General features: G+C 39.0%; 20 protein-coding genes and 1 pseudogene. 7 read left to right on the top strand and 14 right to left on the bottom strand.

The window, feature by feature from the left end:
• On the top strand, positions 1-1,266 hold the full coding sequence (locus tag JG735_RS00930) for an MgtC/SapB family protein (RefSeq protein WP_201335002.1): 1,266 nt from the start codon (positions 1-3) through the stop codon (positions 1,264-1,266).
• Here the strand turns inward: JG735_RS00930 and purN are convergent.
• The 3 genes from purN to JG735_RS00915 are packed head-to-tail and all read right to left on the bottom strand — an operon-like array spanning position 1,223 to position 4,087.
• Positions 1,223-1,795, bottom strand: a complete 573-nt coding sequence (gene purN / locus JG735_RS00925; RefSeq protein WP_201335001.1) for a phosphoribosylglycinamide formyltransferase — start codon at positions 1,793-1,795, stop codon at positions 1,223-1,225. The two genes, JG735_RS00930 and purN, sit on opposite strands and share 44 nt — an antisense overlap.
• Positions 1,792-3,186: an NAD(P)H-hydrate dehydratase gene (locus tag JG735_RS00920; protein ID WP_201335000.1), complete on the bottom strand. Its 1,395-nt coding sequence runs from the start codon at positions 3,184-3,186 to the stop codon at positions 1,792-1,794. The genes purN and JG735_RS00920 overlap by 4 nt, the downstream gene beginning before the upstream one ends.
• Complete coding sequence (locus JG735_RS00915; RefSeq protein ID WP_201334999.1) at positions 3,170-4,087, bottom strand: LysR family transcriptional regulator; 918 nt, start codon at positions 4,085-4,087, stop codon at positions 3,170-3,172. The genes JG735_RS00920 and JG735_RS00915 overlap by 17 nt, the downstream gene beginning before the upstream one ends.
• A gap of 107 nt (positions 4,088-4,194) precedes the next feature.
• Here JG735_RS00915 and JG735_RS00910 point away from each other — a divergent pair, with 107 nt between their 5' ends.
• On the top strand, positions 4,195-5,250 hold the full coding sequence (locus JG735_RS00910) for a YeiH family protein (protein ID WP_201334998.1): 1,056 nt from the start codon (positions 4,195-4,197) through the stop codon (positions 5,248-5,250).
• 16 nt (positions 5,251-5,266) lie between these two features.
• Here JG735_RS00910 and JG735_RS00905 read toward each other — a convergent pair.
• Positions 5,267-5,905: pseudogene (locus JG735_RS00905) on the bottom strand (ATP-binding protein); the annotation flags it as partial.
• A 282-nt stretch (positions 5,906-6,187) separates the two neighbouring features.
• On the opposite strand from JG735_RS00905, the gene JG735_RS00900 reads away from it, so the two are divergent.
• Genes JG735_RS00900 through JG735_RS00885 form a run of 4 tightly spaced genes read left to right on the top strand, consistent with a single transcriptional unit; the run spans position 6,188 to position 10,582 of the window.
• A complete protein-coding gene (locus JG735_RS00900; RefSeq protein ID WP_201334996.1) occupies positions 6,188-6,652 on the top strand; it encodes a TnsA endonuclease N-terminal domain-containing protein in 465 nt (154 codons plus the stop codon).
• Positions 6,645-8,471 carry a Mu transposase C-terminal domain-containing protein gene (locus JG735_RS00895; protein ID WP_201334995.1) on the top strand — a complete coding sequence of 609 codons (1,827 nt, stop codon included), beginning with the start codon at positions 6,645-6,647 and terminating at the stop codon, positions 8,469-8,471. Before JG735_RS00900 ends, JG735_RS00895 begins: the two co-directional genes overlap by 8 nt.
• A gap of 10 nt (positions 8,472-8,481) precedes the next feature.
• Complete coding sequence (locus JG735_RS00890; RefSeq protein ID WP_201334994.1) at positions 8,482-9,390, top strand: TniB family NTP-binding protein; 909 nt, start codon at positions 8,482-8,484, stop codon at positions 9,388-9,390.
• Positions 9,374-10,582 carry a TniQ family protein gene (locus JG735_RS00885; protein ID WP_201334993.1) on the top strand — a complete coding sequence of 403 codons (1,209 nt, stop codon included), beginning with the start codon at positions 9,374-9,376 and terminating at the stop codon, positions 10,580-10,582. Before JG735_RS00890 ends, JG735_RS00885 begins: the two co-directional genes overlap by 17 nt.
• 98 nt (positions 10,583-10,680) lie before the next feature.
• Here the strand turns inward: JG735_RS00885 and JG735_RS00880 are convergent, their stop codons facing one another.
• The gene (locus JG735_RS00880; protein WP_201334992.1) at positions 10,681-10,908 is read right to left on the bottom strand and encodes a DUF6471 domain-containing protein; all 228 of its coding nucleotides are present in this window, start codon (positions 10,906-10,908) and stop codon (positions 10,681-10,683) included.
• 168 nt (positions 10,909-11,076) lie between these two features.
• Between JG735_RS00880 and JG735_RS00875 the strand changes: the two genes are divergently transcribed.
• Positions 11,077-12,180, top strand: a complete 1,104-nt coding sequence (locus JG735_RS00875) for a DNA cytosine methyltransferase (RefSeq protein WP_201334991.1) — start codon at positions 11,077-11,079, stop codon at positions 12,178-12,180.
• Here JG735_RS00875 and JG735_RS00870 read toward each other — a convergent pair.
• From JG735_RS00870 to tig, 9 genes are all read right to left on the bottom strand, one after another.
• Positions 12,172-12,585: a very short patch repair endonuclease gene (locus JG735_RS00870; protein ID WP_201334990.1), complete on the bottom strand. Its 414-nt coding sequence runs from the start codon at positions 12,583-12,585 to the stop codon at positions 12,172-12,174. The genes JG735_RS00875 and JG735_RS00870 overlap by 9 nt on opposite strands.
• Positions 12,578-13,300 (bottom strand): hypothetical protein, encoded by a 723-nt coding sequence (locus tag JG735_RS00865; RefSeq protein WP_201334989.1) that lies wholly within the window; start codon positions 13,298-13,300, stop codon positions 12,578-12,580. Before JG735_RS00865 ends, JG735_RS00870 begins: the two co-directional genes overlap by 8 nt.
• Positions 13,297-14,448 carry a hypothetical protein gene (locus JG735_RS00860; RefSeq protein ID WP_201334988.1) on the bottom strand — a complete coding sequence of 384 codons (1,152 nt, stop codon included), beginning with the start codon at positions 14,446-14,448 and terminating at the stop codon, positions 13,297-13,299. Before JG735_RS00860 ends, JG735_RS00865 begins: the two co-directional genes overlap by 4 nt.
• Positions 14,449-14,509: 61 nt before the next feature.
• Positions 14,510-15,904, bottom strand: coding sequence for a deoxyguanosinetriphosphate triphosphohydrolase (locus JG735_RS00855; RefSeq protein ID WP_201334987.1), 1,395 nt, complete (start codon positions 15,902-15,904; stop codon positions 14,510-14,512).
• Between the two features lie 38 nt (positions 15,905-15,942).
• Positions 15,943-17,487 carry a hypothetical protein gene (locus JG735_RS00850; protein ID WP_201334986.1) on the bottom strand — a complete coding sequence of 515 codons (1,545 nt, stop codon included), beginning with the start codon at positions 17,485-17,487 and terminating at the stop codon, positions 15,943-15,945.
• Between the two features lie 2 nt (positions 17,488-17,489).
• Positions 17,490-18,482 carry a magnesium chelatase domain-containing protein gene (locus JG735_RS00845; RefSeq protein WP_201334985.1) on the bottom strand — a complete coding sequence of 331 codons (993 nt, stop codon included), beginning with the start codon at positions 18,480-18,482 and terminating at the stop codon, positions 17,490-17,492.
• Between the two features lies 1 nt (position 18,483).
• Positions 18,484-19,014, bottom strand: a complete 531-nt coding sequence (gene def, locus JG735_RS00840) for a peptide deformylase (RefSeq protein ID WP_201334984.1) — start codon at positions 19,012-19,014, stop codon at positions 18,484-18,486.
• Entirely contained in the window at positions 19,011-19,601 is a 591-nt protein-coding gene (clpP, locus tag JG735_RS00835) for an ATP-dependent Clp endopeptidase proteolytic subunit ClpP (RefSeq protein WP_201334983.1), read from the bottom strand. Before clpP ends, def begins: the two co-directional genes overlap by 4 nt.
• Positions 19,598-20,911, bottom strand: coding sequence for a trigger factor (tig, locus tag JG735_RS00830; RefSeq protein WP_201334982.1), 1,314 nt, complete (start codon positions 20,909-20,911; stop codon positions 19,598-19,600). Before tig ends, clpP begins: the two co-directional genes overlap by 4 nt.
• Between the last annotated feature and the right edge of the window lie 16 nt (positions 20,912-20,927).

The raw sequence follows: 20,927 nt of genomic DNA, 5'->3' as shown, positions 1-20,927 counted from the left end.
ATGGATTATGAGATACTAAAACACATATTTATTGCTTTGGCTATCGGTATCATGATAGGCTTGCAGCGATCCCTCACATACATTCTCAAAAACAATCAAGTTTTTATGGGAACCAGAACTTTTGCACTCATAGCACTCGGAGGGTTTTTGAGTGGATGGATAGAGACAAAAGTAGATGGATTTATTCTTCTCTCTTTTTTCCTTTTTGCTCTGTTTGTCGCGCTTACCTACTACTTCAAAGTCCAAATTTTAAAAAAGATTGGCATTACGACTCAAATCGCAGCAATTTTGACCTTTATTTTTGGTCTCATGGTATGGTATAGACTAGAAAACTACGCTATCTTTTTAGCTGTCATTACAGTAGTGCTTCTTGAAATCAAACCAAAACTGCAACAGATTGAACGCCATATCTCGCCAACCGATATCAATGCTGTAGTTCTTTTGCTTGTGATGACATTCATCATCTTGCCAATCTTGCCGGACAAGATGATAGGGCCATATCACCTTTTCAACCCATATAAAACATGGGTTATGGCCATCATCATCTCCGCCCTTAGCTTCATCGGCTATGTTGCCATCAAAACTTTGGGGCAAAGACACGGTGTACTTATTACCGGAGCTGCTGGAGGCCTCATCTCTTCTACGGCTGTTTCTATCACACTATCTGATATTTTCCCAAGGGAGCACAACCTCATCAAAATCTATACTGCAGGTATCGCAATTTCTTGGACTTTTATGTTTATACGGGTTTTTGTAGAAGCTCTTTTGATTGACTGGAATGTGGCAAAACTGGTTGCAGTTCCTTATCTTCTAACTGCTGCTATGGGTGGTATCTATGTCTATTATCTTTATAAAACATCTCCAACAACTAAATTGACATTCCATAATGAAGAGCTGGAAAAAAACCCTTTGCAACTTTCTGAAGCAATCAAATTCGGTCTGCTTTTTGGCATCATCTATGGAGCCATCGCTTTTGTCGAGACAAAGTATGGCAATATCGGCGTCTATATCGTCTCTGTTATTTCAGGCATTACCGATGTTGACGCAATCACTCTTTCATTGAGCGAGATGGCGAAAGAGAGTCGTCTAGGTCTAATTCCAGCCCTTACCGGTATCGTTTTGGCAAGCTATACCAATACCCTTGTAAAGCTTGGCATCGTATACTGGCTTGGGGGGAGATCCCTTGGATGGAGTGTGACAAAATTTACTATATTGATAACAATTACGCTTTTTGGGGGGATTTTTCTCTTAAAAGCTTTTCTATAACTTTTGGATAAAGCTCATACTCCAAAGCGTGGATTTTGGCTTCAAACGCTTCAAAACTCTCATCCTCTCTATGAAAACAGGCTTGGTCGATGATATCTCCGCTATCAAGCTCTTCAGAAACCCAGTGCACCGTTACACCGGCTACTTTCATATCTGAATGATAACTTTGCTCAATCGCTTTTGCCCCTTTAAAAAGAGGCAGTAAGGAGGGATGGATATTGATGGCGTTTTTGATACGGCTCGTAAATATTGGAGTTAAAATTCTCATAAATCCCGCTAAAACCACAAGATCTGGATTGACTTCTTCGATAGACTCAACCAATTTTTGATCAAATGATTCTCTGCTCCCAAAAAGTAGATGATCGATCACTTCTACTTCTATCCCATATTTTTTGGCTCTTTGAATCCCTGCTGCATTGGGATTGTTTGTAATTGCTTTGGCTACAATGAGACTTTTTTTATGCAGCTTTTGGATAATATTTTCTAGATTGGTTCCTCTGCCGCTAAAAAGAATAACAATTTTTTTCATATTAATCCAACCGCTTCGATAAGATCTGTTGGACGTAATGCATAATTTGCCACCTCAACTTTTTGACTTGCAACAGCATGAGCAAGGCTGCCTTGTATCGCGGCATCCAGCGGATCATACCCCTGTGCTAAAAGTGCCCCGATAAGTCCTGTAAGCACATCGCCGCTTCCCCCTTTTGCTAATGCATTGGATCCCAATGGATTGATGAAGAGTTTTTCATCTTTTGCAATGATAGGATTTGCACCTTTTAAAAGCAGTACAACATTTGAATACGCTTTACAAAACTTTTGAACATATCCTATCCGATCCTTTTGAATCTCTTCTACACCCACCTCCTCTAAGCCACAGATTTTTAGCAAAGCAGAAAACTCTTTTGGATGAGGCGTAAGAACAATTTTTGGTTTTTGCAGAAGTTGCAAAATCTTTTGGCTGTAAAAAAGATCGGCATCCACGACGATAGGAACCTCTTGATCCAAAACCAGCCTTTTAAAATCCTCATCACTATACTCAAGTCCCAGTCCCATACCTACAGCCAGAGCGGTTGTCTTTGAAGGAAGAGCGGATGAATGCATCAGCTCATAGGGAACATGGATTTTTTCATAAGTTACAACTGTTACAAGCCCCGCTCCAAAGCGAAGGGCTGAAAGCGCTGCCATAATTGCAGCTCCCTCTTTTTCACCTGCAATAACACTTAGATGACCATAATTCCCTTTATTGGAGTCTTTTTTCGTTCTATACGGAGGCTTTAGATCACTTTTTTCAAGAAGTTTCCAACTGCTTGGACTCTCATACAGCTTTCGGCTGACACCAAGATCGGCAACTTCAATCTCCCCCACATAATCCTTTGCATGATCCATAAAAAGAGCCGCTTTCAATGCTCCCATCGTAATCGTCAAATCTGCTTCAAATGCTATAGGCAAAGGATTGCCCTTTACGTCTATTCCGCTTGGAATATCACAGGCTATTTTGAATGCATCCATCTGATTGAGTCTTCGAATGAGATGCACGGCATCTTCACGCAGCGGTTTGGAAAGTCCACTGCCAAAAAGTGCATCGATAACAATATCAGCTTCATTTATATCATCACGTAACTCCCCGCCACAGGCCAAAAAACGATCAAGTTGTATTTTGCACATCTCGCTTTTGGCCCCGTAGGGCATAAAAAGTTCTACTTTATGTTCACCCAAAAGCTGCCTGGCACATGCTACACCATCACCTCCGTTGTTTCCAGGTCCTGCAACGATCAATATTTTCGCACCCTCATCCACTCTTTTTCTCACCGCCTCACTCAAAGCATGAGCGGCATGCTCCATCAAAATATCTTCTGGTAAATCATAGATCTGATAACATTTCTGGTCCAAAAATCCTACATTTTCATAGAGATTTTTCATAATTCTCTCCTAGTCTCGCTGCAAAACGGCTTCTTGCATAGAGTGAGAATTTTTTAAATAGTTCGCTTTGATACTTGTTTTTATAGACAATTTGGTAAAAATCTCTGCTAAAGTCATATCCTTTTATACTGATCTCATACAGCTCCCCGGACTCCAGTCGATCTTTTACCGCAAGTTTACTCACACAACTGAGACTTTTTGGCACCTCTTTTAAAACATTGATGATCGCTTCGGTATGACGCAACTCAAGGTAGATATTGAGTTCCGATGCAAATTTGCCAATTTTTTTGATAAATTCGCTCTTTGTTCCACTCCCTTCTTCACGAAGTACCCATTTATACTGAAGCAAGGTATCGATGAAATGCTCTTTTTTTTCTGCAAGCTCTTTATCCCCTGTCACCACAACAAGCTCGTCTTTACCAAGAGGCGTAGTCGTACAGTTTGGACAGATGATTTCCCCTTCGATATATCCTATATCGATATCTCCGCCCTCTACCATCTCCACAATTTCAGCAGTATTTCCTATTTTCAAGGAGATTTTAACCTCTGGATACTGCTCCATATATTCACACACGATATTTGGCAAAATATAATCTGCTATAGTCGTACTGGCCCCAACGATTAATTGCCCCTTGTTTTCACTGGTCATGAATTCGCGTTCGATATCTCTCAATTTGTAAATAAGAGGTTCGATTTCAGTAAAAAAGATTCTCCCTTTTTCATTGAGTACTAGTTTTTTCTGGACGCGTTCAAAAAGTTTGCATCCTAAAATGGACTCAAGCTCTTTGAGTGACATGGAAACAGCAGACTGACTCAGACCATATTTTTTGGCCACTTGCGTGAGATGACCCATTTTGGCAACTTCCAAAAAGAGTTCCATTTGCCGTAGTGTTATTCTCATGATACCCTCTGTTTCAATTTTTTTTAATATTATATAGTGTTTTATTTATTTTGCTTATTAAATAAATATGTTTATAATTATAAATAAATTTCATCCAAAGGAAGGGCATGGCATTTAGCAAAGAAAATATCAAATATACCCTCAATGGTATCTTATTTGTTGCTCTGTTTACTATCGCAGCAATCCAAATCTCTCAAGTAAGCTTCATCAAAGCACTCGCTATCAGTCCTTTGATCATCGGTATTGTCATCGGAATGTTTTATGCAAATACTCTACGAACCCATATTCCAAAAGAGTGGGTTCCTGGAATCGTTTTTAGCTCAAAGCAGCTTTTACGATTTGCCATCATTTTATACGGTTTTCGCATCACCTTCCAGCAAATCGCAGAAGTTGGACTTGCTGGACTTACCGTCTCGACTATCATGCTTACAACCACATTTATCCTTGGATGGTGGCTTGGTGTAAAAGTATTTAAACTCGACCGTGATACTGCAGTACTTACCGCATCAGGCTCAAGTGTCTGTGGAGCAGCTGCAGTACTTGCAACAGAGCCTGTTTTAAAAGCAGAACCGTATAAGAGCGCCGTCGCTGTTGGAACGGTAGTTCTTTTTGGAACGATCGCTATGTTTACCTATCCGGCTCTTTTTAGATCGGGCATTTTACATATGGATCCAAGCGTATACGGGATCTATGTAGGCGGTACCGTTCATGAAGTGGCACAAGTTGTTGCAGCAGGCGGAGCGGTGAGTGAACAGGCTATGAACAATGCCGTAATTGTCAAAATGACACGGGTTATGATGATCGCTCCGCTGCTTATCATTCTTGGTATTTTGGTATCAAAAAGTGTTTCTACTGCAACTGCGGGCGAAAGCAAAAAGATCAAAATCTCTATCCCCTGGTTTGCTGTTTGGTTCATTGTCATGGCTGGAATCAACTCATTTTTGGTAGGTATCGAGCCACTTCAACCTGTACTTCATGGCATCAATGAACTGGATACTTTCTTACTGACGATGGCTATGACAGCCCTAGGTATGGAAACGAGCGTAGAGAAATTTAAACAAGCTGGAGCAAAACCGGTCGCTTTGGCACTTGTTCTTGCAATCTGGCTGATGGTCGGTGGCTATTTCGTAACTAAGTGGTCGGTCACTCTTTTTGGAGTATAATCTTTCAAGGCGCTACCTAGCGCCTTCTGTAACTGAGGGCCTCTAAAATATGCTTCTTTTCTATACTCTCTTTTTGATCCAAATCAGCAATTGTACGAGCCACTTTTTTGATATTGGCTATGGAACGGTGCGATAAAGCTAGCTTTTCCCTTGCTTGGTATAGTACCCTCTTCGCCTCATCATCTAAATGACAAAAAGTCTCTATTTCCTCTTCTTCAAGCTTTCCATTCAGTCTCTGTTGCCCTCTTCTTTTTTGCATCAAAAATGCCTGCAAAACCATTTCATGCATCTGCTGCGAAGTATAAGTAGCGCTATCATCAGCTCGCATCGGCGCCATCTGCACATACAGATCGATTCGATCCAAAAGGGGCTCAGAAAGTCTGTTTTTATAGCGTTTTATTTCAAGTTCTGTGCATCTGCACTCTTTTTGGCTATCCAGCAGATTGCCGCACGGACAGGGATTTTGCGCCGCAACAAATAAAAAAGTGGTTTCATATTCCACCTTGCTGTGTACGCGCGAAATCAGTACTTTGTGATCTTGTAAGGGTTCGCGTAATGCCTCAAGAACAGATTTTGCAAAATGTGGAAATTCATCAAAAAAGAGTATTCCTTTATGGGCCATGGCGACTTCTCCAGGCCTTGCTCCACTGCTCCCTCTGTAAGTTTCCAAATATAATTTGACCATTGAAATCCTATAAATAAGTAATTACGGTATTTTATCAAAATAAATTTTCCAAAATTATTTGGACTTTTTTACTAAATTAATTGGACTAAATATAAAATTGCTATAATTAGTTGGACTAACATTATTAAGGGAACATGAATGCCGGTTAGAAAAATTCCTATACAAACCCGTTCAAAATCAGGATATTTCTACAGTTATAAAAACGGACGATCAACAGCTTATGAATCTCTTTTGGAGAAAAAATGCTTTCTGATGCTTGAATTTGAGGAAGAAATAGCCTCCTATGAGGAACAACCGTTAAAAATCAAAAACTATATACCCGATATCCTTGCCAAAACGAAAGACGGTCAATACATTTTGATTGAGGTTAAATACTCTCAAGAAACCGAAAATCCGGATAAAAAGCTCTCAAAAAAATTTGATGTTCTTGAAAAATATTGTAATAACATCGGATGGAAGTTTAGACTATTTACGGAAAAAGACGTTAAAGAACCCTATTTTTCAAACCTCTCTTTTATATATCGCTATATAACTTTGAAACCTGACGAAAAAATTTTGTCATACGTGGACAGGATCGGAGAAACCAATATAGCAAAACTGTTGGAATACGGTTTTAACGCCTCGGATATTTACGCCCTCATAGCTCAAGGCAGGATGCAAACAAATCTGTATAAAAAACTCTCTCCCGAATCCAGAATAAGGATAGGCAATGCGTAAACTAGCAGCCGGCGAAACGGTGTTTTATCAAGGAAAACCGTATATTATCGAAGGTTTTGAGAATCTGGACAAAATTGTATGCAAAGATACGAAAGGAAATTTCAAAATCTTAAATATCACGGAACTTGACGAAGAACACCAAGGAACAGAACAAAGTTATCCGCCTCCCGCAGAGAGTATGAACGACAAGTTTTATCAAACGGCTTTAAAAAGACTTGAAATCATAAAACCTCTGCTGCAAGCCAGAAGCAAACAGGCGGTCAGAGAAAGAGCGAAAGAATACGGATATTGCGTACAGACACTCTATAATTGGATCAACGCCTATATCGAAAGTGGAAACAGCATACTCGCTCTTATGCCAAAATATGAAAAAAGAGGCGGAAAAGGAAAAACGAGAATCGGAAAAGAACAGAAAAAAATAATCGACGAGATAATTATGCATAGATATCTTTCACGGCAAAAAATAACCGTTGCACAAATTACAAGAGAAATCAACGCCATCCTTTACAAAAAAGGACTGGAACCCGTTTCTTACAATACCGTCAACCGAATCATAAAACAGATAGACGAAAGAACCGTATACAAAAGCAGAGAGGGCAGAAACAGGTATCTTAACAATCTAAAACCCTCGGCCAACTCTTTCGAGGTATCCCGTCCTCTCGAAGTCATACAGATTGACCACACCCCTCTGGATTTGCAGATAGTAGACGAGACATACAGAAAACCTATCGGGAGGCCGTATTTGACTCTGGCTCTGGACGTTTACAGCAGAATGATCTACGGCTTTTATCTTACGTTAGACGCACCAAGCCTCTATTCGGTGGGACAGACTCTTTATATGGGTCTGCTTCCGAAAGAAAAGTATCTGCAAAAAGTGGGCATAAAAGGTGAATGGAATATATTCGGTATTCCCGATACCATTCACGTTGACAACGCAAAAGAGTTTAGAAGCAGAGGATTGAAAACTTTCTGTGAAATATTCGGTATCAATCTCGAATTTCGTCCGAAAGGCATGCCTTTTTTCGGGGGGCATGTGGAAAGAATCATCAAAACCATAAATATGCAAGTCCATTCGCTAAGCGGAACCACGTTTTCCAATCCCCACGAAAGAGGAGACTATAAATCGGAGAAAAAAGCGGTATTTACCCTGAAAGAGCTCGAAAGCTATATCGCCGAATGGATAGTTAATGTCTATCACAAGACTCCCCACAACGGATTGAACGGCATGACTCCCGAAGAAAAGTTCTCCGAAGGATTAAGAGGAGAAAACGGTCTTCCCGTACCGATAAGAATTCTCGACAGCACCGAAGAGAAAAAATTCGCAAGAATTTCTCTTCTTCCTTTCGAGGAAAGAAAAATAACGAAACAGGGGGTTTCCCTTTTTAAACTTAGATATTATGATGAAGCTCTGTCGGTGTTTATTAAACCGAAAAGCAACGACAAATATATATTCCGGTACGATCCTAAAGATTTAAACCAAATTTATTTCTATCATCCCGATTTACGGGAGTACATAGAAATACCCGGCGTTAAAAAGCTTTATCCCCCTCCTACGAAATGGGAACTGGATACCGTTGCGAAAGAAACCAAGAGATACAGACAAAGAGAGATACACAACGAAATGGTATACGATGCCATACTAAGATTAAGAAAAAGAGAAGAGGAAGCCTCAAAAAAAACAAAGCAGGCCAGAAGAAAAAAAGAGAACAGAAAGATACGGTCTCCTTTGTCAAATAAGGAGCAACAGAATACGAGAAAACCAGTTTCTGGCACAGCCAAACCGAAAATAAAAAAATTCGATATAGATTTCGAAGACTAAAGGATATAGCATGACTCGAAAAGAATATCTTGGCGAACTTCCGGAAAAGACCAGGAAAATATTGGAATGCGGTAAAAAAGAGAGGATCGAATTTATTAAAAAACCAAAATTCATCAGACACCCCAAAGCACTCAAACTGTTTAAAAAACTTACAGATCTGATGAACGAACCGAAAAAAGACAGGATAAGATCCTTTCTCCTTGTTGGAGATTCAAACAATGGAAAAACCGCAATGGTAAAGAAATTTTACGAGATGAACGTATATAAAAACGACGACGAAATGCTCTTTTTCGAACACGTGATGCTGATTCAGGCACCAAACAGAGCCGATCTGCACGATCTTTACAACAAAATGTTCCAGTTTTTCGTGGTTCCTTACCGAAAAGACGAACCGATAAGCGAAAGAGAGAACAAAATAAAGCATTATTGCGAAGTCAATCAGGTTCGAATGATCATTATAGACGAAATTCAGGGTGCACTAATCGGAAGCATAACCAAACAGATGGAATTTATGAACGGAATAAAAAACCTCTCCAATATTCTGAAAATCCCTATAGTTTTAGTAGGAACTCCCAAAGGGGTAAGCCTCGTAAGCTCCGATCATCAGCTAAAAAGCAGATTCGTACCGACAAAAATCAAAAAATGGACATTTGACGAAGATTATCTCTCTTTACTTTACGCAATCGAGATGACACTTCCTTTAAAAAAACCTTCTCTCATTTACGAAAACGAGAGTCTCGCCAAAGAGATCCTGGAACTCAGCGACGGACTAATCGGAGATATTGTCACTATATGCGAACTCTTGGCTATTGAAGCAATTGAGAGCGGAAAAGAAAAGATAGACAAAAAAATGCTCAAAGAAATAGAGTATGTCCCCGCGTATGACAGAGAAGGCGTTATCTATGCCGACGAAATCTAAGTTTCATCCTGAAAAAGGATATCTTTTTAAAATAGTCTACAGGGATAAAAAATTTAAAGAAAAATTGGCAAAAACCGTAATCAAAAACAGAGTCAAGCCGTATCCAAACGAACTTTTTACCTCCTGGATAGCGAGAAACGCAACAATAAATTTTTTACAAACACCTACTTTCATAAATTGCTATTTTCCGGAATATAAAAACAAATTTTTGAATAGAGATACGGATATTTTTGTCGATAAAGAGATAGCCAACAATTTTGCAAAGCGAATGTTACTGGATGAAAACGATGTTTTTAATACCTCATTGCAAAGCTACAGCGGTTATCTAAATGAAACAATAGATCCTAAAACCAGAAACCACCTTATAACACCGGTAAAAGTAAGAGGAAGCTATCCACGTATAAAAGGACTAAGATATTGTCCGCAATGTCTGCAAGAACAGGAATATTTCAGAAAAGAGTGGAGATTAAGCTTCTATACGGTTTGTCTAAAACATGAAAACTTTCTCATAAACGAATGTCCACAATGCGGGGAGCCGATATTTTTGGTAAAAAGAAAGTTGGATGTAGAATCTTTCAACTGCTGGAATTGCGGATTCATCTATAAAGAAGCCGAAACGGAAAAAATCCATCACAATTCAGAGGGCATACATTATCTTTCAGAGGCGACTAATATACTACGTAGAGGATATTTTACATACAACGGCAAATGGTATTATTCTCCTTTCTACTTCCGTATTTTAAAACATATAGCAAAACTCATATATCTTTTAGACTATAGAAAGTGGGAAATTTTGAAAAAAGAGATTGAACTGCACAATCTTGAACTCAAAAATACAAGTGAACTCAGAGGAAAGTTTTTAGAAGAAATCATTTCTCCCAAAGAAGCATTTGCAGTCTTTACGGCCTCTATTTCCATTCTTTCTTCTCCTAAAAATTTAAAACGGTTTATCACATCAAACAAAATTTCATATTCTATTCTCAAAAGAGATTTGAACTATACTCCCTACTGGTACGAAACAGCAACATGGATTCATAAAAAACAGCCCCATCTAGTAACTATTGAGGAAGCTAAAAATGCTTGTTCTTGGATGAAAAAAAATGGAATAGAGCCTTCTTATTCAACTCTGTCGAGGTTATTAGGGATTGTACTAGAAAAAAGAAAAAGACCGGAACTTGCTACTCTAATGTAATTAAGTCAAAATATTTTTACTTCTTTTGAATATAATATATTAGAAAGTATATTTTTTATACAGTCTCCCAATAAATCATCCACACAAATTTACTGATATTAACCAGGATCTTTTTTATCTTTGTCTTTTACAATAAGCTCCGCATCCATAGCATCAAGAACTTTTAAAAAAAATTCGAACGAAAAAGTACCTCTGTTTATTTTTGTCCTTATTGCATCCGCATTTTCATTATACTGTTTTTGTTTCATAAGAAATGCAAGATCGGAATATTTTAATCCTCTTTTTACAAGCTCGCTTTTTAGCAAATTTTTTGCTTTTTCTTTCATCTTCCCTACTTTAGCATTAAAATTCATTTTTAAAACAATTGTAACAAAAATATGCATAATATATCAAATTTGTTCTGATGATTGATAAATCTGTTTTTAAAAAATTGACAATATGCAGCATATATGTTACAATTAGAACATAAATAATACAATACAAGGTAAGCAATAATGGAAAAGCATATATATAAAATCTTTTCAACATTCACAGGTGCAGGCGGTCTGGATCTCGGTTTCCACGGCGGATTCAGCTATCTGAACAGGGAATATCCCAGATTAAAATTTTATACGGCAAAAGCAATAGAGATAGATAAATTTGCCTGCAAAACGCTAAAAACTAATACAAAATACTTTTCTCAAACGGAAGTAATAAACAAAGATATAAATGAAACGGATCCAAAACAGTATGCAAATGAAGATTACGATGTTCTTCTAGGCGGTTTTCCCTGTGTTACATTTTCTATTGTCGGCAAAAGAGCCGGCATAAAAGACGATAAAAACGGAAAACTTTACGAAAGTTTTGCAAGATATCTTGAAATACTCCGTCCAAAAGTATTTCTAGCTGAAAATGTAAAAGGAATTCTTTCGGCAAACAAAGGGGAAGCCATAAAAATTATAAAAAACAGATTCGAAATTGACGGATATAATCTAAAAATATTTCTCGTCAATTTCGCAGATTTCGGTATACCGCAGATAAGAGAACGGGTGCTGTTTATAGGAATTCGAAAAGATATAACAATACCTTTTATTCCTCCAGTTCCGACTCACACAAAGGACACATATGTGTCTTGTGCCGAAGCTTTCAAAAATATTCCTGAACACTGCCACAATAATAACCGGATGAAAATTTCAAAAGAAGTGGAAGAAAGACTAAAACTAATCCCGGAAGGAGGAAACTACAAAGATGTTGAAAATACAGAATTTGCTGTTAAAGGATTAATGTCCAATATCTACCGCAGGCTTCACAGAAAGAAACCCGCATATACTGTAATTGCATCTGGAGGAGGAGGCACATGGGGCTATCATTATGAAGAGCCGAGGCCTCTTACAAACAGAGAAAGGGCAAGGCTGCAGGGTTTTCCGGATGATTTTATTTTTTGCGGGAATAATACAGAGGCAAGAAGACAGATAGGCAATGCGGTACCTCCGGCAGGCATATATCCGTTTGCCAAAAGAATAGAAAACGTTCTTGACGGAATAGTACCAGAATATAGCCCTGAAGAATGTCTTCCGGAATATGATCCGGAAACAAAAAAATTTAAGTCCCTAATCTGAAAGGACATCTTCAATTATATCTGCTATTTTTTCTGGGTTTTTAGCTATGTCTTTCCCCCAGAACCTTAGCACCTTCCAGCCTTCTTTACGGAGTCTTGCATTAACCTCTTTATCGCGCTCAATATTTCTCTTTATTTTGGGTATCCAGTAATCCTGATTGCTCTTCGGCACTTTGCCTTCCATAAAATATTTGCCGTGCCAAAACTCACTGTCACAGAAAACAGCAACCTTCTTTTTTTTAAAACATATATCCGGTTTCCCGAAAACATCCGGACAATTTTTTCTGTATCTCAAACCTCTGCTCCAGAGAGTCTTTCTGAGGATTTTTTCAATTGTTGTGTCTTTAGATCTGATTCTTCTCATATTTTCAGACCGTGTTACCGGCTGTTTCTTTTTTTTAACCATCGGCAGGCCTTTTCAGTTCATTTGCGCAGAAATAATAGTTATCGACTTTCAATTTTTCTTTCCCGTTTATCAGCCATCCTTTCGCCAGATATTTTCCGCTTTTTATAGCTTTTTTAAATTCTTCATGCGTTATAAAACCCGTAATTTCCGCTTCTATAGCGCTAAGTTTTTTTTTATCGTAAACATTAGGGTTAGAGCCGTCAACACCTTTTATTCTGACAAGGAATATAAGGTCGTATTTTACTCCTTTTGTTTGATCATCGGCTGTTTCTATATATAGTCCCTGTTCGTTATATCTGTCTTTTTCAAGAAGCAGGAGATTGCCGAAATATTTAGTAGATTTAATACTGATTCTGTATTCTTTGTTATTAAATTCGGCAGTAAAATCCGTATCTTCCCATTTTCCCCGGTTCCATTCACTGAAATCTGGTTTATTTAAACTAAAACCTCTTTTTACATAATAATTGTAAAATGCAATTTCTGCAAGCTTGCCCTGAAAAGCGTCCCTGAAAATCTCCTGTTTCTCTCTTATGTAATTTTTTTCAGCAGAGCCGAACGATTTCGGATTATGTTTTTCTCCATATGCCATATTCCGGGCAAACATTAAGCACTTCTCTTTATCTTTGTCAGCGATCTCGATATTAGGCTTAAATTCCTTGCGACACTTATCAGAAATATATACACATATACACTGTTTTACAAATATCAGACTCATTGCTCAAAAGTACTCTTAAACTTTTCATAGGAACCGGTCGATGCAAAGTCAATCTTATATTCATATTCTCCTATCTTCTCCACTCTAACCGAATCTATACCCGAAGCATCAAGTACTTTCCTAGTTACAAGCGTACCTTCTGGCAGCCTGAGCACATCCCTTAAAAGCCATCTGCCCAAAGCTTTATTCGGATTGCTCATAAGTCCTTTTCTGCCCTGCTGACACATAGACGCTTTTAAAACTTTTCCATTGGGAAGATGCAGACTGAAAACTGTTTTGTTGCTTTTCGGAAAAAAATCAGGAAAAACTTTATGAATCCATGCAGGCACAGGTATATAGACTTCATCGGAATGCCTTTCTCTTCCACCGGCATTCCACTGATTGAGTCCGCTTTTCAGCGCAGGATGCATATTCGGATCGGATGGAGCGTAAAGAGGAAGATAAATATACTTTTTTCGGTATACCGGTTGTGTCTTTCCAATCTCGGATTCTTCGATATTTCTGCCTTTCGGGATACAGTCCGCCAACATCTCAAAAGGATTTTCGATAATTTCAACATCTACTGTATCCATGATATTGTTTGCGGTAAATCTTTTAAAAAGCGTATGTTTGGAAAGACTGAAAGAATATTCATTGATACCGTCAGTAAACAAAACTGTATTTCTGCTTCTTCTGATATCGCTGATATGCTCCAAATTTATATAGTCCATATTTTCTTCTACAATATTTAGCCGACCGGCCTCTCTGGTTATACAGTGATAAATAAAATTTTCCAGCCCATGAAGCTCTTTTGCAACATCAAGGCGGTAATTTCGCAGTTCAGCTGCTTTTAATGCTATTTCGCCGGGGGATTTATTTTCGAACTCGCTCCTAAGTCTATTGAATTCGGCAATTTTTTGAAGAGTATTTCCACCGTTATGAAGAAATGTTTTTATTCCTATGCCAAGCATGTCTTTTTTTGCATCTACAGCTATATCGTCTCTTGCTAAATTTTCTGCATCAAACGCAAAACAAAAAATATTCTCAGCTGCTCTGTAGTGCAGAAACGGTATTTCGGAGTCCGAAAACAGTCTCGAAAGCGATGCGGATGCTTTCAGATAAAGCTTATAAATACGTTTGTTTTTTTCGTCCTGCTTATCGTAAAACATAAATCCTCCTCAGACTATCTGTATTATAAAATATTATTAGTTAAATTTTCCGCTTTTACTGCTAAAATATCCCATCGAGTTTCTTTGAAATATCAAGTGCAAAATTATCCGTCATACCGGACACAAAATCGGTTATTTTCATGAGACATTCGTAATAGCTGTCTTTTTCCACCGGCTGCTCTTTTCCTATCAGTTTCAGCAATCTTTCACTTTTAAAAGATATATTCTCACCGTTTTGTTTCATATCCGCTACAGCTTCGGCCAATTCTTTCAGAATTTTTCCTATGATCTCATACGATCCGATTTCTACTTCGACCTTTTTTCTTTCTGCAAATACATTGCTGTTGGTCAAATCATCTATATCTGACATGATATTACTTAAGTTCTTGTTTTTTTCCTTTAGTGTCCGAAAAAGATCTCCTTCGAAATCTCCTTTCATTATGGAATCGTAATTTTCTTTAAAAACATCAAAAATCATATTGACAAGAGCGTTTATAGCTTTCGCCCTGTATTTTCCTATCCTTCTTCTGTATTCGTAATTTTCTCCGATATCGCTTACATTCACATCCGACACTTTTCCTTCCGATATTGTTTCATATTCCGATATAATTTTTTCGAGAAGCTGTTTTACCGTATCGAAATCTACTATCCCCAGCTCTACCGCATCTTCGAGATCAAGAATTTTATAGCATATATCATCCGAAGCCTCCATTAGATAAGAGAGCGGATGCCTAGAAAACTTTTCTCCGTTTTTTAAGCCCATATCCTCGAAAATTCTTACGAAATACTCTTTTTCTGATTGAAAAACATTAAATTTTTCATGCTTGTTCTCGTCCGCAAACGAGGAATCCCATGGATATTTGATTAAAGTTCCGAGAGTCGCGTAAGTAAGTCTCAGTCCCCCTTCATTTAAATAATTTTCCAATCTGGTAACTATACGAAACCCCTGCGCGTTGCCTTCGAACATAAGAAAATCTTTTTTCTGCTCATCGGTCAACGTCTCTTTATTCGGAAATACTTTGTTTAAAACTTCCTGGCCATCTCTTTCAAACCAATGTCTAATTGCGTACTCTCCGGCGTGTCCAAATGGAGGATTCCCGATATCGTGGGATAGACACGCGGCCTGAACTACCGTACCCACATCTTGAGGAACAAGGTTTTCTGGAAGCTCGTTCCTTTCTTGTAGGAAAAATCCGAGTTTCGTTCCGAGGGTTCTACCGACCGAAGCGACTTCGAGCGAATGCGTCAGTCTGGTATGAACGTGATCGTTTGTAGCGAGAGGGTGCACCTGGGTTTTTCTACCCAGTCTTCGAAAAGCAGTAGAAAAAATTATACGGTCAAAATCTTTATCAAACTCGGTTCTGAACTTCTCACTGTCCGATTCCCGATACTCTTTTTCTTCTTCGAGACGTTTCTTTGTAAGCAACTGTTTCCATTTTGCTTTATACTCCTCCATAGCATCTCCTTGCTGTTATTTTTCGCGGTTTTAGGTTTTTATATCTTCCCGATAAGCCTCTCCACCCATTTCTCCAAACTTTCTCCTGTATGCTTTTGTGGCGTATGAAAATGAATACCTAATCCTTGCAACTCCTTTCTATATTCTTTAAGATTTTTGCCTGTTTCCATTTTCCTAATCGACAATATCTCGTTAGCTACTTTTTTAAATTCGATTCCTCTGTTTGAACTAAACAAATATGTTTGAGCATTAAAGTTTTTCAGTTCCAAAACAAAATAGTTTCTTCGATTCCACCAAAACAGAAATCCGTAAAATTCCCGTTCGTCTATCAACTTTCCTGAAATTCCTAAACGGCGTTCCAACAATCTCATCGCCTCTTTGAAATCAAACGAAAGCTTGTAGATACGCCCTTTAGCATATCTGGAATTCGGATCTCTCACTTCGCCGAGACTTATTCCTTCACTCACTTCAAAAGACTGTTTTACGGGAATCCTGTATAGCGCCTCTCCTCTGCATACGGCCTTTCCTTTTTCAACTATCAGCTCGTCTATACTCTCTTTCCCCCTCTCCGCAAAGGCCTTGTCTCCCCGTTCAAACTTGAAGTTATACGGGGCAGTATTGGAAATACTTTTCGTGTCCGCTTTCCCATGAGAAAACCCACTAGTTGTAACGGTTTTCGCTTTTTTCTTTCCCTCGTAGAATCCGATCAGTTTCTCTTTTCCCAGTAAACTTTTGAAATCAACATCTACTATCTCGTAAACCAGAAATGTCTTTTCATCCAAATACGCTCCCCTGAACAAAACATCCGTCACGTTTTCTTTTCGGCTTACAAGAGGAAACGCGAATTTCGGATTTTGTAAAATGTAATCCGACTCCGTGGATCGCAAGCCGTTTTCATAATATTTTTTGACAGGTTCTTTCATAAAATAGGAGAAAGCGTTATAGAAATAGGCTGAAGCTCTGGGATCACAGTGGTAAAAATAAGAGAGTATCACATTGATTTTGGTAAATTTGACTCCATAGGCAAAGCATATCGCTCCCTCTTCGCATTCCGACAGTCCTTCATTTACCAGAGTCTCCGCCATACTTTGAGCGAAAAAAGCCCTTTTGATATAAGAATTGGGATAATAAAAGAAGTTTCCTATCGAATAGGCGGGGATGATTATTTTTATATTTTCACTCTCGATGATACGGAAATAATCCCATTTGCTAGCAGCCAGCGTCTTTAAAATCTTCATTTGAAGATCTTTATCCAGAGAATCAAACCGATAGGCTTCTTTATTTGCCATTTCAAGATCAATGGCAAAATTTTTCATCTCTCCGTAATATGTCAAGTTTCCTTTATAAAGAACAGAGTTTGGCTGAAAAATATTAAGAGTTTCCAGCTGAATGTTTCTCGCATAGCGTTTCGTATCGTACTTTTCGTCATAAAAAACTATATTCGTCAATACCTGGCTTTTATATTTACCTTTAATATAGATTTTGAATGGAGAATTGCCCATAACGATTAGAGGACGGTTGTTTTGCATATCGGCAACGGCTTCGTTCTCTTTCTTTAATAGCTTGACAACATCATTGATCATGACTAAATCCTCAAAAAGGAATAACGGGTTTTATGGAAGAATGAAGAAGTAAAACCAAATTTTAAGGAGTCTAAATATTTTTGGAAAAAGTCAAAATAACTTTGAAAAAGTCCAATTATATTTGGAAATTCACACCCTCCACCAAAGATGCTGGCTTTCGTGGAGGAGTGATGGGGCGACCGGTACGATCGTAGCGGCGTAAAACTTGGCTCTTTTCCATCCAAAGCCTCCATTTTGGCCATATCCAAAATCTCTTGCATACTCATTGGTGGCAAAATATACCGAAGCCTTTTTGCTATCATGCTCTTGCCACAACCAGGACTTCCTTCCATAAGCAGATTATGACATCCAGCAGCAGCGATTAAAGCGGCTCTTTTAGCCACTTCCTGCCCTTTGACCTCTGAAAAATCAAGAGGGTATGAAGGGTTATAATAGTACTTTTCACCATCCATTTCAAAATGGGGAAAAGAGAATGGAATCGGCTGATGCGAAGGGGCTTCTTTTGTTTTAAAAAATGCAATCGCTTCCGAAAGTGTTTGTACCGCGACAATGTCGATATTTGGAATCTTTTGCACTTTTGGCAAGCTCTCCAGAGGTATGACAACTTTTACAGGTTTTTTAGCTAGTGATAAAACGAGAGGAAAGATCATCATTGTATCTTTCACTGCTCCATCGAGCCCAAGCTCCCCAAAGACAAAATAGTCTTCAAAATCAACATCTTCTTTTTGCAGCGCAATCCCAAGAGCAATTGCCAAATCGAAATGACTTCCATTCTTTTTGAGATCACTGGGAGCTAGGTTGATCGTTATCTTTTGAGGAGGAAAAGAGAAGTTGTTTGCCAAAAGTGCCGATTTGACACGATCTTTTGCTTCCTGTATAGCACTCGATGCAAGACCGACGATCGATAATGCAGGAAGAGCCCGAATAAAGGAACTCTCCACTTCCACTACTTTTGCGTCTACTCCATCGAGGGTAGCGCAAAAGATCTTTTTCACCTTATACCTTCACACCGCTTTTGGCAGATTTACGCTTCTTCTTCCACTCTTTTTCAAACTTTTTTCGTTTCATGTAAGGAAGTTTTTCGATGAAAAGGTGTCCATCGAGATGATCCATTTCATGCTGTACAGCAACGGCCAGCAAGCCATCCGTCTCTAAAGTTTTTTTATTTCCGTAGCGGTCTTGGTACTCTACCTTGACCCATTCGGCCCGTTCTACATCATCGTAGTAGTCCGGTACACTCAGACACCCTTCTGTATACACCTGGGTTCCTCTTTTTTCAATAATAACCGGATTGATGAGTTCGAGAAGATCCTCTTTATGCTGGTTTCCCTCCTCATCTGGCAAATTGATAATAAGGGCACGAAGAGGTACTGCTACCTGAATAGCCGCAAGTCCAATGCCGTTTTTGGCAATCATCGTCTCATACATGTCATCAAGCAGCGTTTGAAGCTTTTCATCAAAATCTTCTACCTCTTTGCTTCTCATAAAAAGGCGTTTGTCAGGATATGTGATGATTTGGCGAATCATCGAGCACTCTTCTCCAATACCTGATCAATGAGTCCATACTCTTTCGCTTCTTCAGCGCTCATAAAAAAGTCTCTTTCAGTATCTTTGGCTATCTTTTTCACCGATTGCCCTGTATTTTGGGCCAAAATTTCATTGAGTATCTTTTTGAGCCTCAAAATCTCTTTCGCCTGTATCTCGATATCGGTTGCCTGCCCTTGTGCTCCTCCCAACGGCTGATGGATCATGATACGAGCATGCGGCAGAGCATAACGTTTGCCTTTTGCTCCAGAACTGAGCAAAAAGGCTCCCATACTTGCAGCCTGTCCGATACAGATAGTAGAGACATCGGGCTTGATGTAATTCATCGTATCGTAGATACTCATCCCACTGGTAATCACACCCCCAGGAGAGTTGATATACAGATAGATATCCTTATCCGGATCCTCCGCTTCCAAAAAAAGCAGCTGAGCCACGATGGAAGAGGCAACCGCATCGTTGATCTCGCCGCTAAGCATAATAATGCGATCTTTCAAGAGTCTGGAGTAGATATCGTAACTTCTCTCACCCCTTCCTGTACGTTCAATCACGTATGGAATGTAATAACTCATGCATTTTCCTCTTGCTTCTCATTTTTTTTGCTCAAAAGATGTGTAAGCAGTCTATCTTCGATCATCGCCATTTTGATCGCCGGAAGCAACCCTTGTTCCTCATACGCTTTTAAAATCTCTTGAGGGTTTCTTCCCATCTGAAGTGCTTCATAATAAATCGTTTGTACGACTTCTTGATCTGCTACATTGATACCTTCCGCTTTCGCCAATGCATCAACAATAAATGTGGCTTTGACACTTTTTTGAGCCTCAGGTTCGAGCTCTTTACGAAGTTCTTCAAGCTTTTCTTTGTTTTCTCTTAGCTCTTTGATCTCCTCTTCACTCATCTGTGCCGCTTTATTGTTGAGCTGCACATCGATCTCTTGATCTACGATGTTTTTGGGCAAATCAAACTCAAACTTCTCAACGAGTGCTTCGATCAGTTTCGGTTTGAGTTCTTCATTGTAGAGTTTGGAAAGCTTTTCACTTTTGAGCTGCTTTCTCACCTCTTCTTTGAGCTCATCCAATGTCGCATCCTCTTTTTGGAGCATCTTTTTGGCAAGTTCATCATCGATATTAATTTTTTCTTTCTCTTTGATTGTATGCAGTGTCACTTCAAAATTTGCTTTCTTGCCAGCAAGCTCTTTATTTGGGTAATCTTCAGGGAATGTCACTTCGATCGTCTTCGTTTCACCCTTTTTCATACCCTCAACCTGCTCTTCAAATCCTGGGATAAACTGGCCGCTTCCAAGGCGAAGCTCAAAGTTTTGTGCACTTCCCCCTTCGATCTCACTACCATCTTCGAGAGTCCCTTTAAAATCGATCACTACAAGATCGCCCTCTTTGGCAGGTCTGTCCTCTTCGACCTCTTTGAATTGGGCCATCGCATCGGCAAGCTCTTCGATTCTCTTTTCAACCTCTTCATCACTCACTTGTGGCTCTTCATACTCCGGAATCACCTCTTCGTATCCGGTAATGTCGATATTTGGCCGAACACCGATTTCAAGAACCATCTCAATAACTTCTTCGCCTTTTTCATATTTGGTAAACCTAGGCTCACCCAGCATCGCATCTTTTTCGATACCAAGTTCCTCAAGGGCTTGGTCTAGGGCTTCTCTGACAAGTTCTGCTTCTGCGTCTTGTGCCAGTTTGTCACCGTATCGTTTTTTGATGACCGCTGGTGGTACTTTTCCTTTTCGAAATCCAGGAATATTCATCGTTTTTGCAAGCTCTTTCGCTATCTTTTCCTCTTTTTTCTCTACATCTTGCTTTGCAATTTTCGCTTCTACAGTAGCGTTCGCTTCATTGAGCTTTTGCGCATTGATCTCCATCGATATCCTTTGAAAA

This window comes from Nitratiruptor sp. YY08-10 (genome assembly GCF_016629565.1).
In the GTDB taxonomy this organism is placed as follows: Bacteria; Campylobacterota; Campylobacteria; order Campylobacterales; family Nitratiruptoraceae; genus Nitratiruptor.
This window is presented reverse-complemented; position numbering and strand designations above follow the sequence as displayed.

What these genes read in the sequence shown, in the direction of transcription:
- JG735_RS00890 (WP_201334994.1), top strand. Translation starts at nt 8,482, where the DNA reads ATGACTCGAAAAGAATATCTTGGCGAACTTCCGGAAAAGACCAGGAAA.
- def (WP_201334984.1), bottom strand. Translation starts at nt 19,014, where the DNA reads ATGATTCGCCAAATCATCACATATCCTGACAAACGCCTTTTTATGAGA.
- JG735_RS00895 (WP_201334995.1), top strand. Translation starts at nt 6,645, where the DNA reads ATGCGTAAACTAGCAGCCGGCGAAACGGTGTTTTATCAAGGAAAACCG.
- JG735_RS00865 (WP_201334989.1), bottom strand. Translation starts at nt 13,300, where the DNA reads ATGAGTCTGATATTTGTAAAACAGTGTATATGTGTATATATTTCTGAT.
- tig (WP_201334982.1), bottom strand. Translation starts at nt 20,911, where the DNA reads ATGGAGATCAATGCGCAAAAGCTCAATGAAGCGAACGCTACTGTAGAA.
- JG735_RS00885 (WP_201334993.1), top strand. Translation starts at nt 9,374, where the DNA reads ATGCCGACGAAATCTAAGTTTCATCCTGAAAAAGGATATCTTTTTAAA.
- JG735_RS00900 (WP_201334996.1), top strand. Translation starts at nt 6,188, where the DNA reads ATGCTTGAATTTGAGGAAGAAATAGCCTCCTATGAGGAACAACCGTTA.
- JG735_RS00880 (WP_201334992.1), bottom strand. Translation starts at nt 10,908, where the DNA reads ATGAAAGAAAAAGCAAAAAATTTGCTAAAAAGCGAGCTTGTAAAAAGA.
- JG735_RS00930 (WP_201335002.1), top strand. Translation starts at nt 1, where the DNA reads ATGGATTATGAGATACTAAAACACATATTTATTGCTTTGGCTATCGGT.
- JG735_RS00920 (WP_201335000.1), bottom strand. Translation starts at nt 3,186, where the DNA reads ATGAAAAATCTCTATGAAAATGTAGGATTTTTGGACCAGAAATGTTAT.
- JG735_RS00870 (WP_201334990.1), bottom strand. Translation starts at nt 12,585, where the DNA reads ATGGTTAAAAAAAAGAAACAGCCGGTAACACGGTCTGAAAATATGAGA.
- JG735_RS00910 (WP_201334998.1), top strand. Translation starts at nt 4,195, where the DNA reads ATGGCATTTAGCAAAGAAAATATCAAATATACCCTCAATGGTATCTTA.
- JG735_RS00875 (WP_201334991.1), top strand. Translation starts at nt 11,077, where the DNA reads ATGGAAAAGCATATATATAAAATCTTTTCAACATTCACAGGTGCAGGC.
- clpP (WP_201334983.1), bottom strand. Translation starts at nt 19,601, where the DNA reads ATGAGTTATTACATTCCATACGTGATTGAACGTACAGGAAGGGGTGAG.
- JG735_RS00850 (WP_201334986.1), bottom strand. Translation starts at nt 17,487, where the DNA reads ATGATCAATGATGTTGTCAAGCTATTAAAGAAAGAGAACGAAGCCGTT.
- JG735_RS00915 (WP_201334999.1), bottom strand. Translation starts at nt 4,087, where the DNA reads ATGAGAATAACACTACGGCAAATGGAACTCTTTTTGGAAGTTGCCAAA.
- JG735_RS00860 (WP_201334988.1), bottom strand. Translation starts at nt 14,448, where the DNA reads ATGTTTTACGATAAGCAGGACGAAAAAAACAAACGTATTTATAAGCTT.
- purN (WP_201335001.1), bottom strand. Translation starts at nt 1,795, where the DNA reads ATGAAAAAAATTGTTATTCTTTTTAGCGGCAGAGGAACCAATCTAGAA.
- JG735_RS00855 (WP_201334987.1), bottom strand. Translation starts at nt 15,904, where the DNA reads ATGGAGGAGTATAAAGCAAAATGGAAACAGTTGCTTACAAAGAAACGT.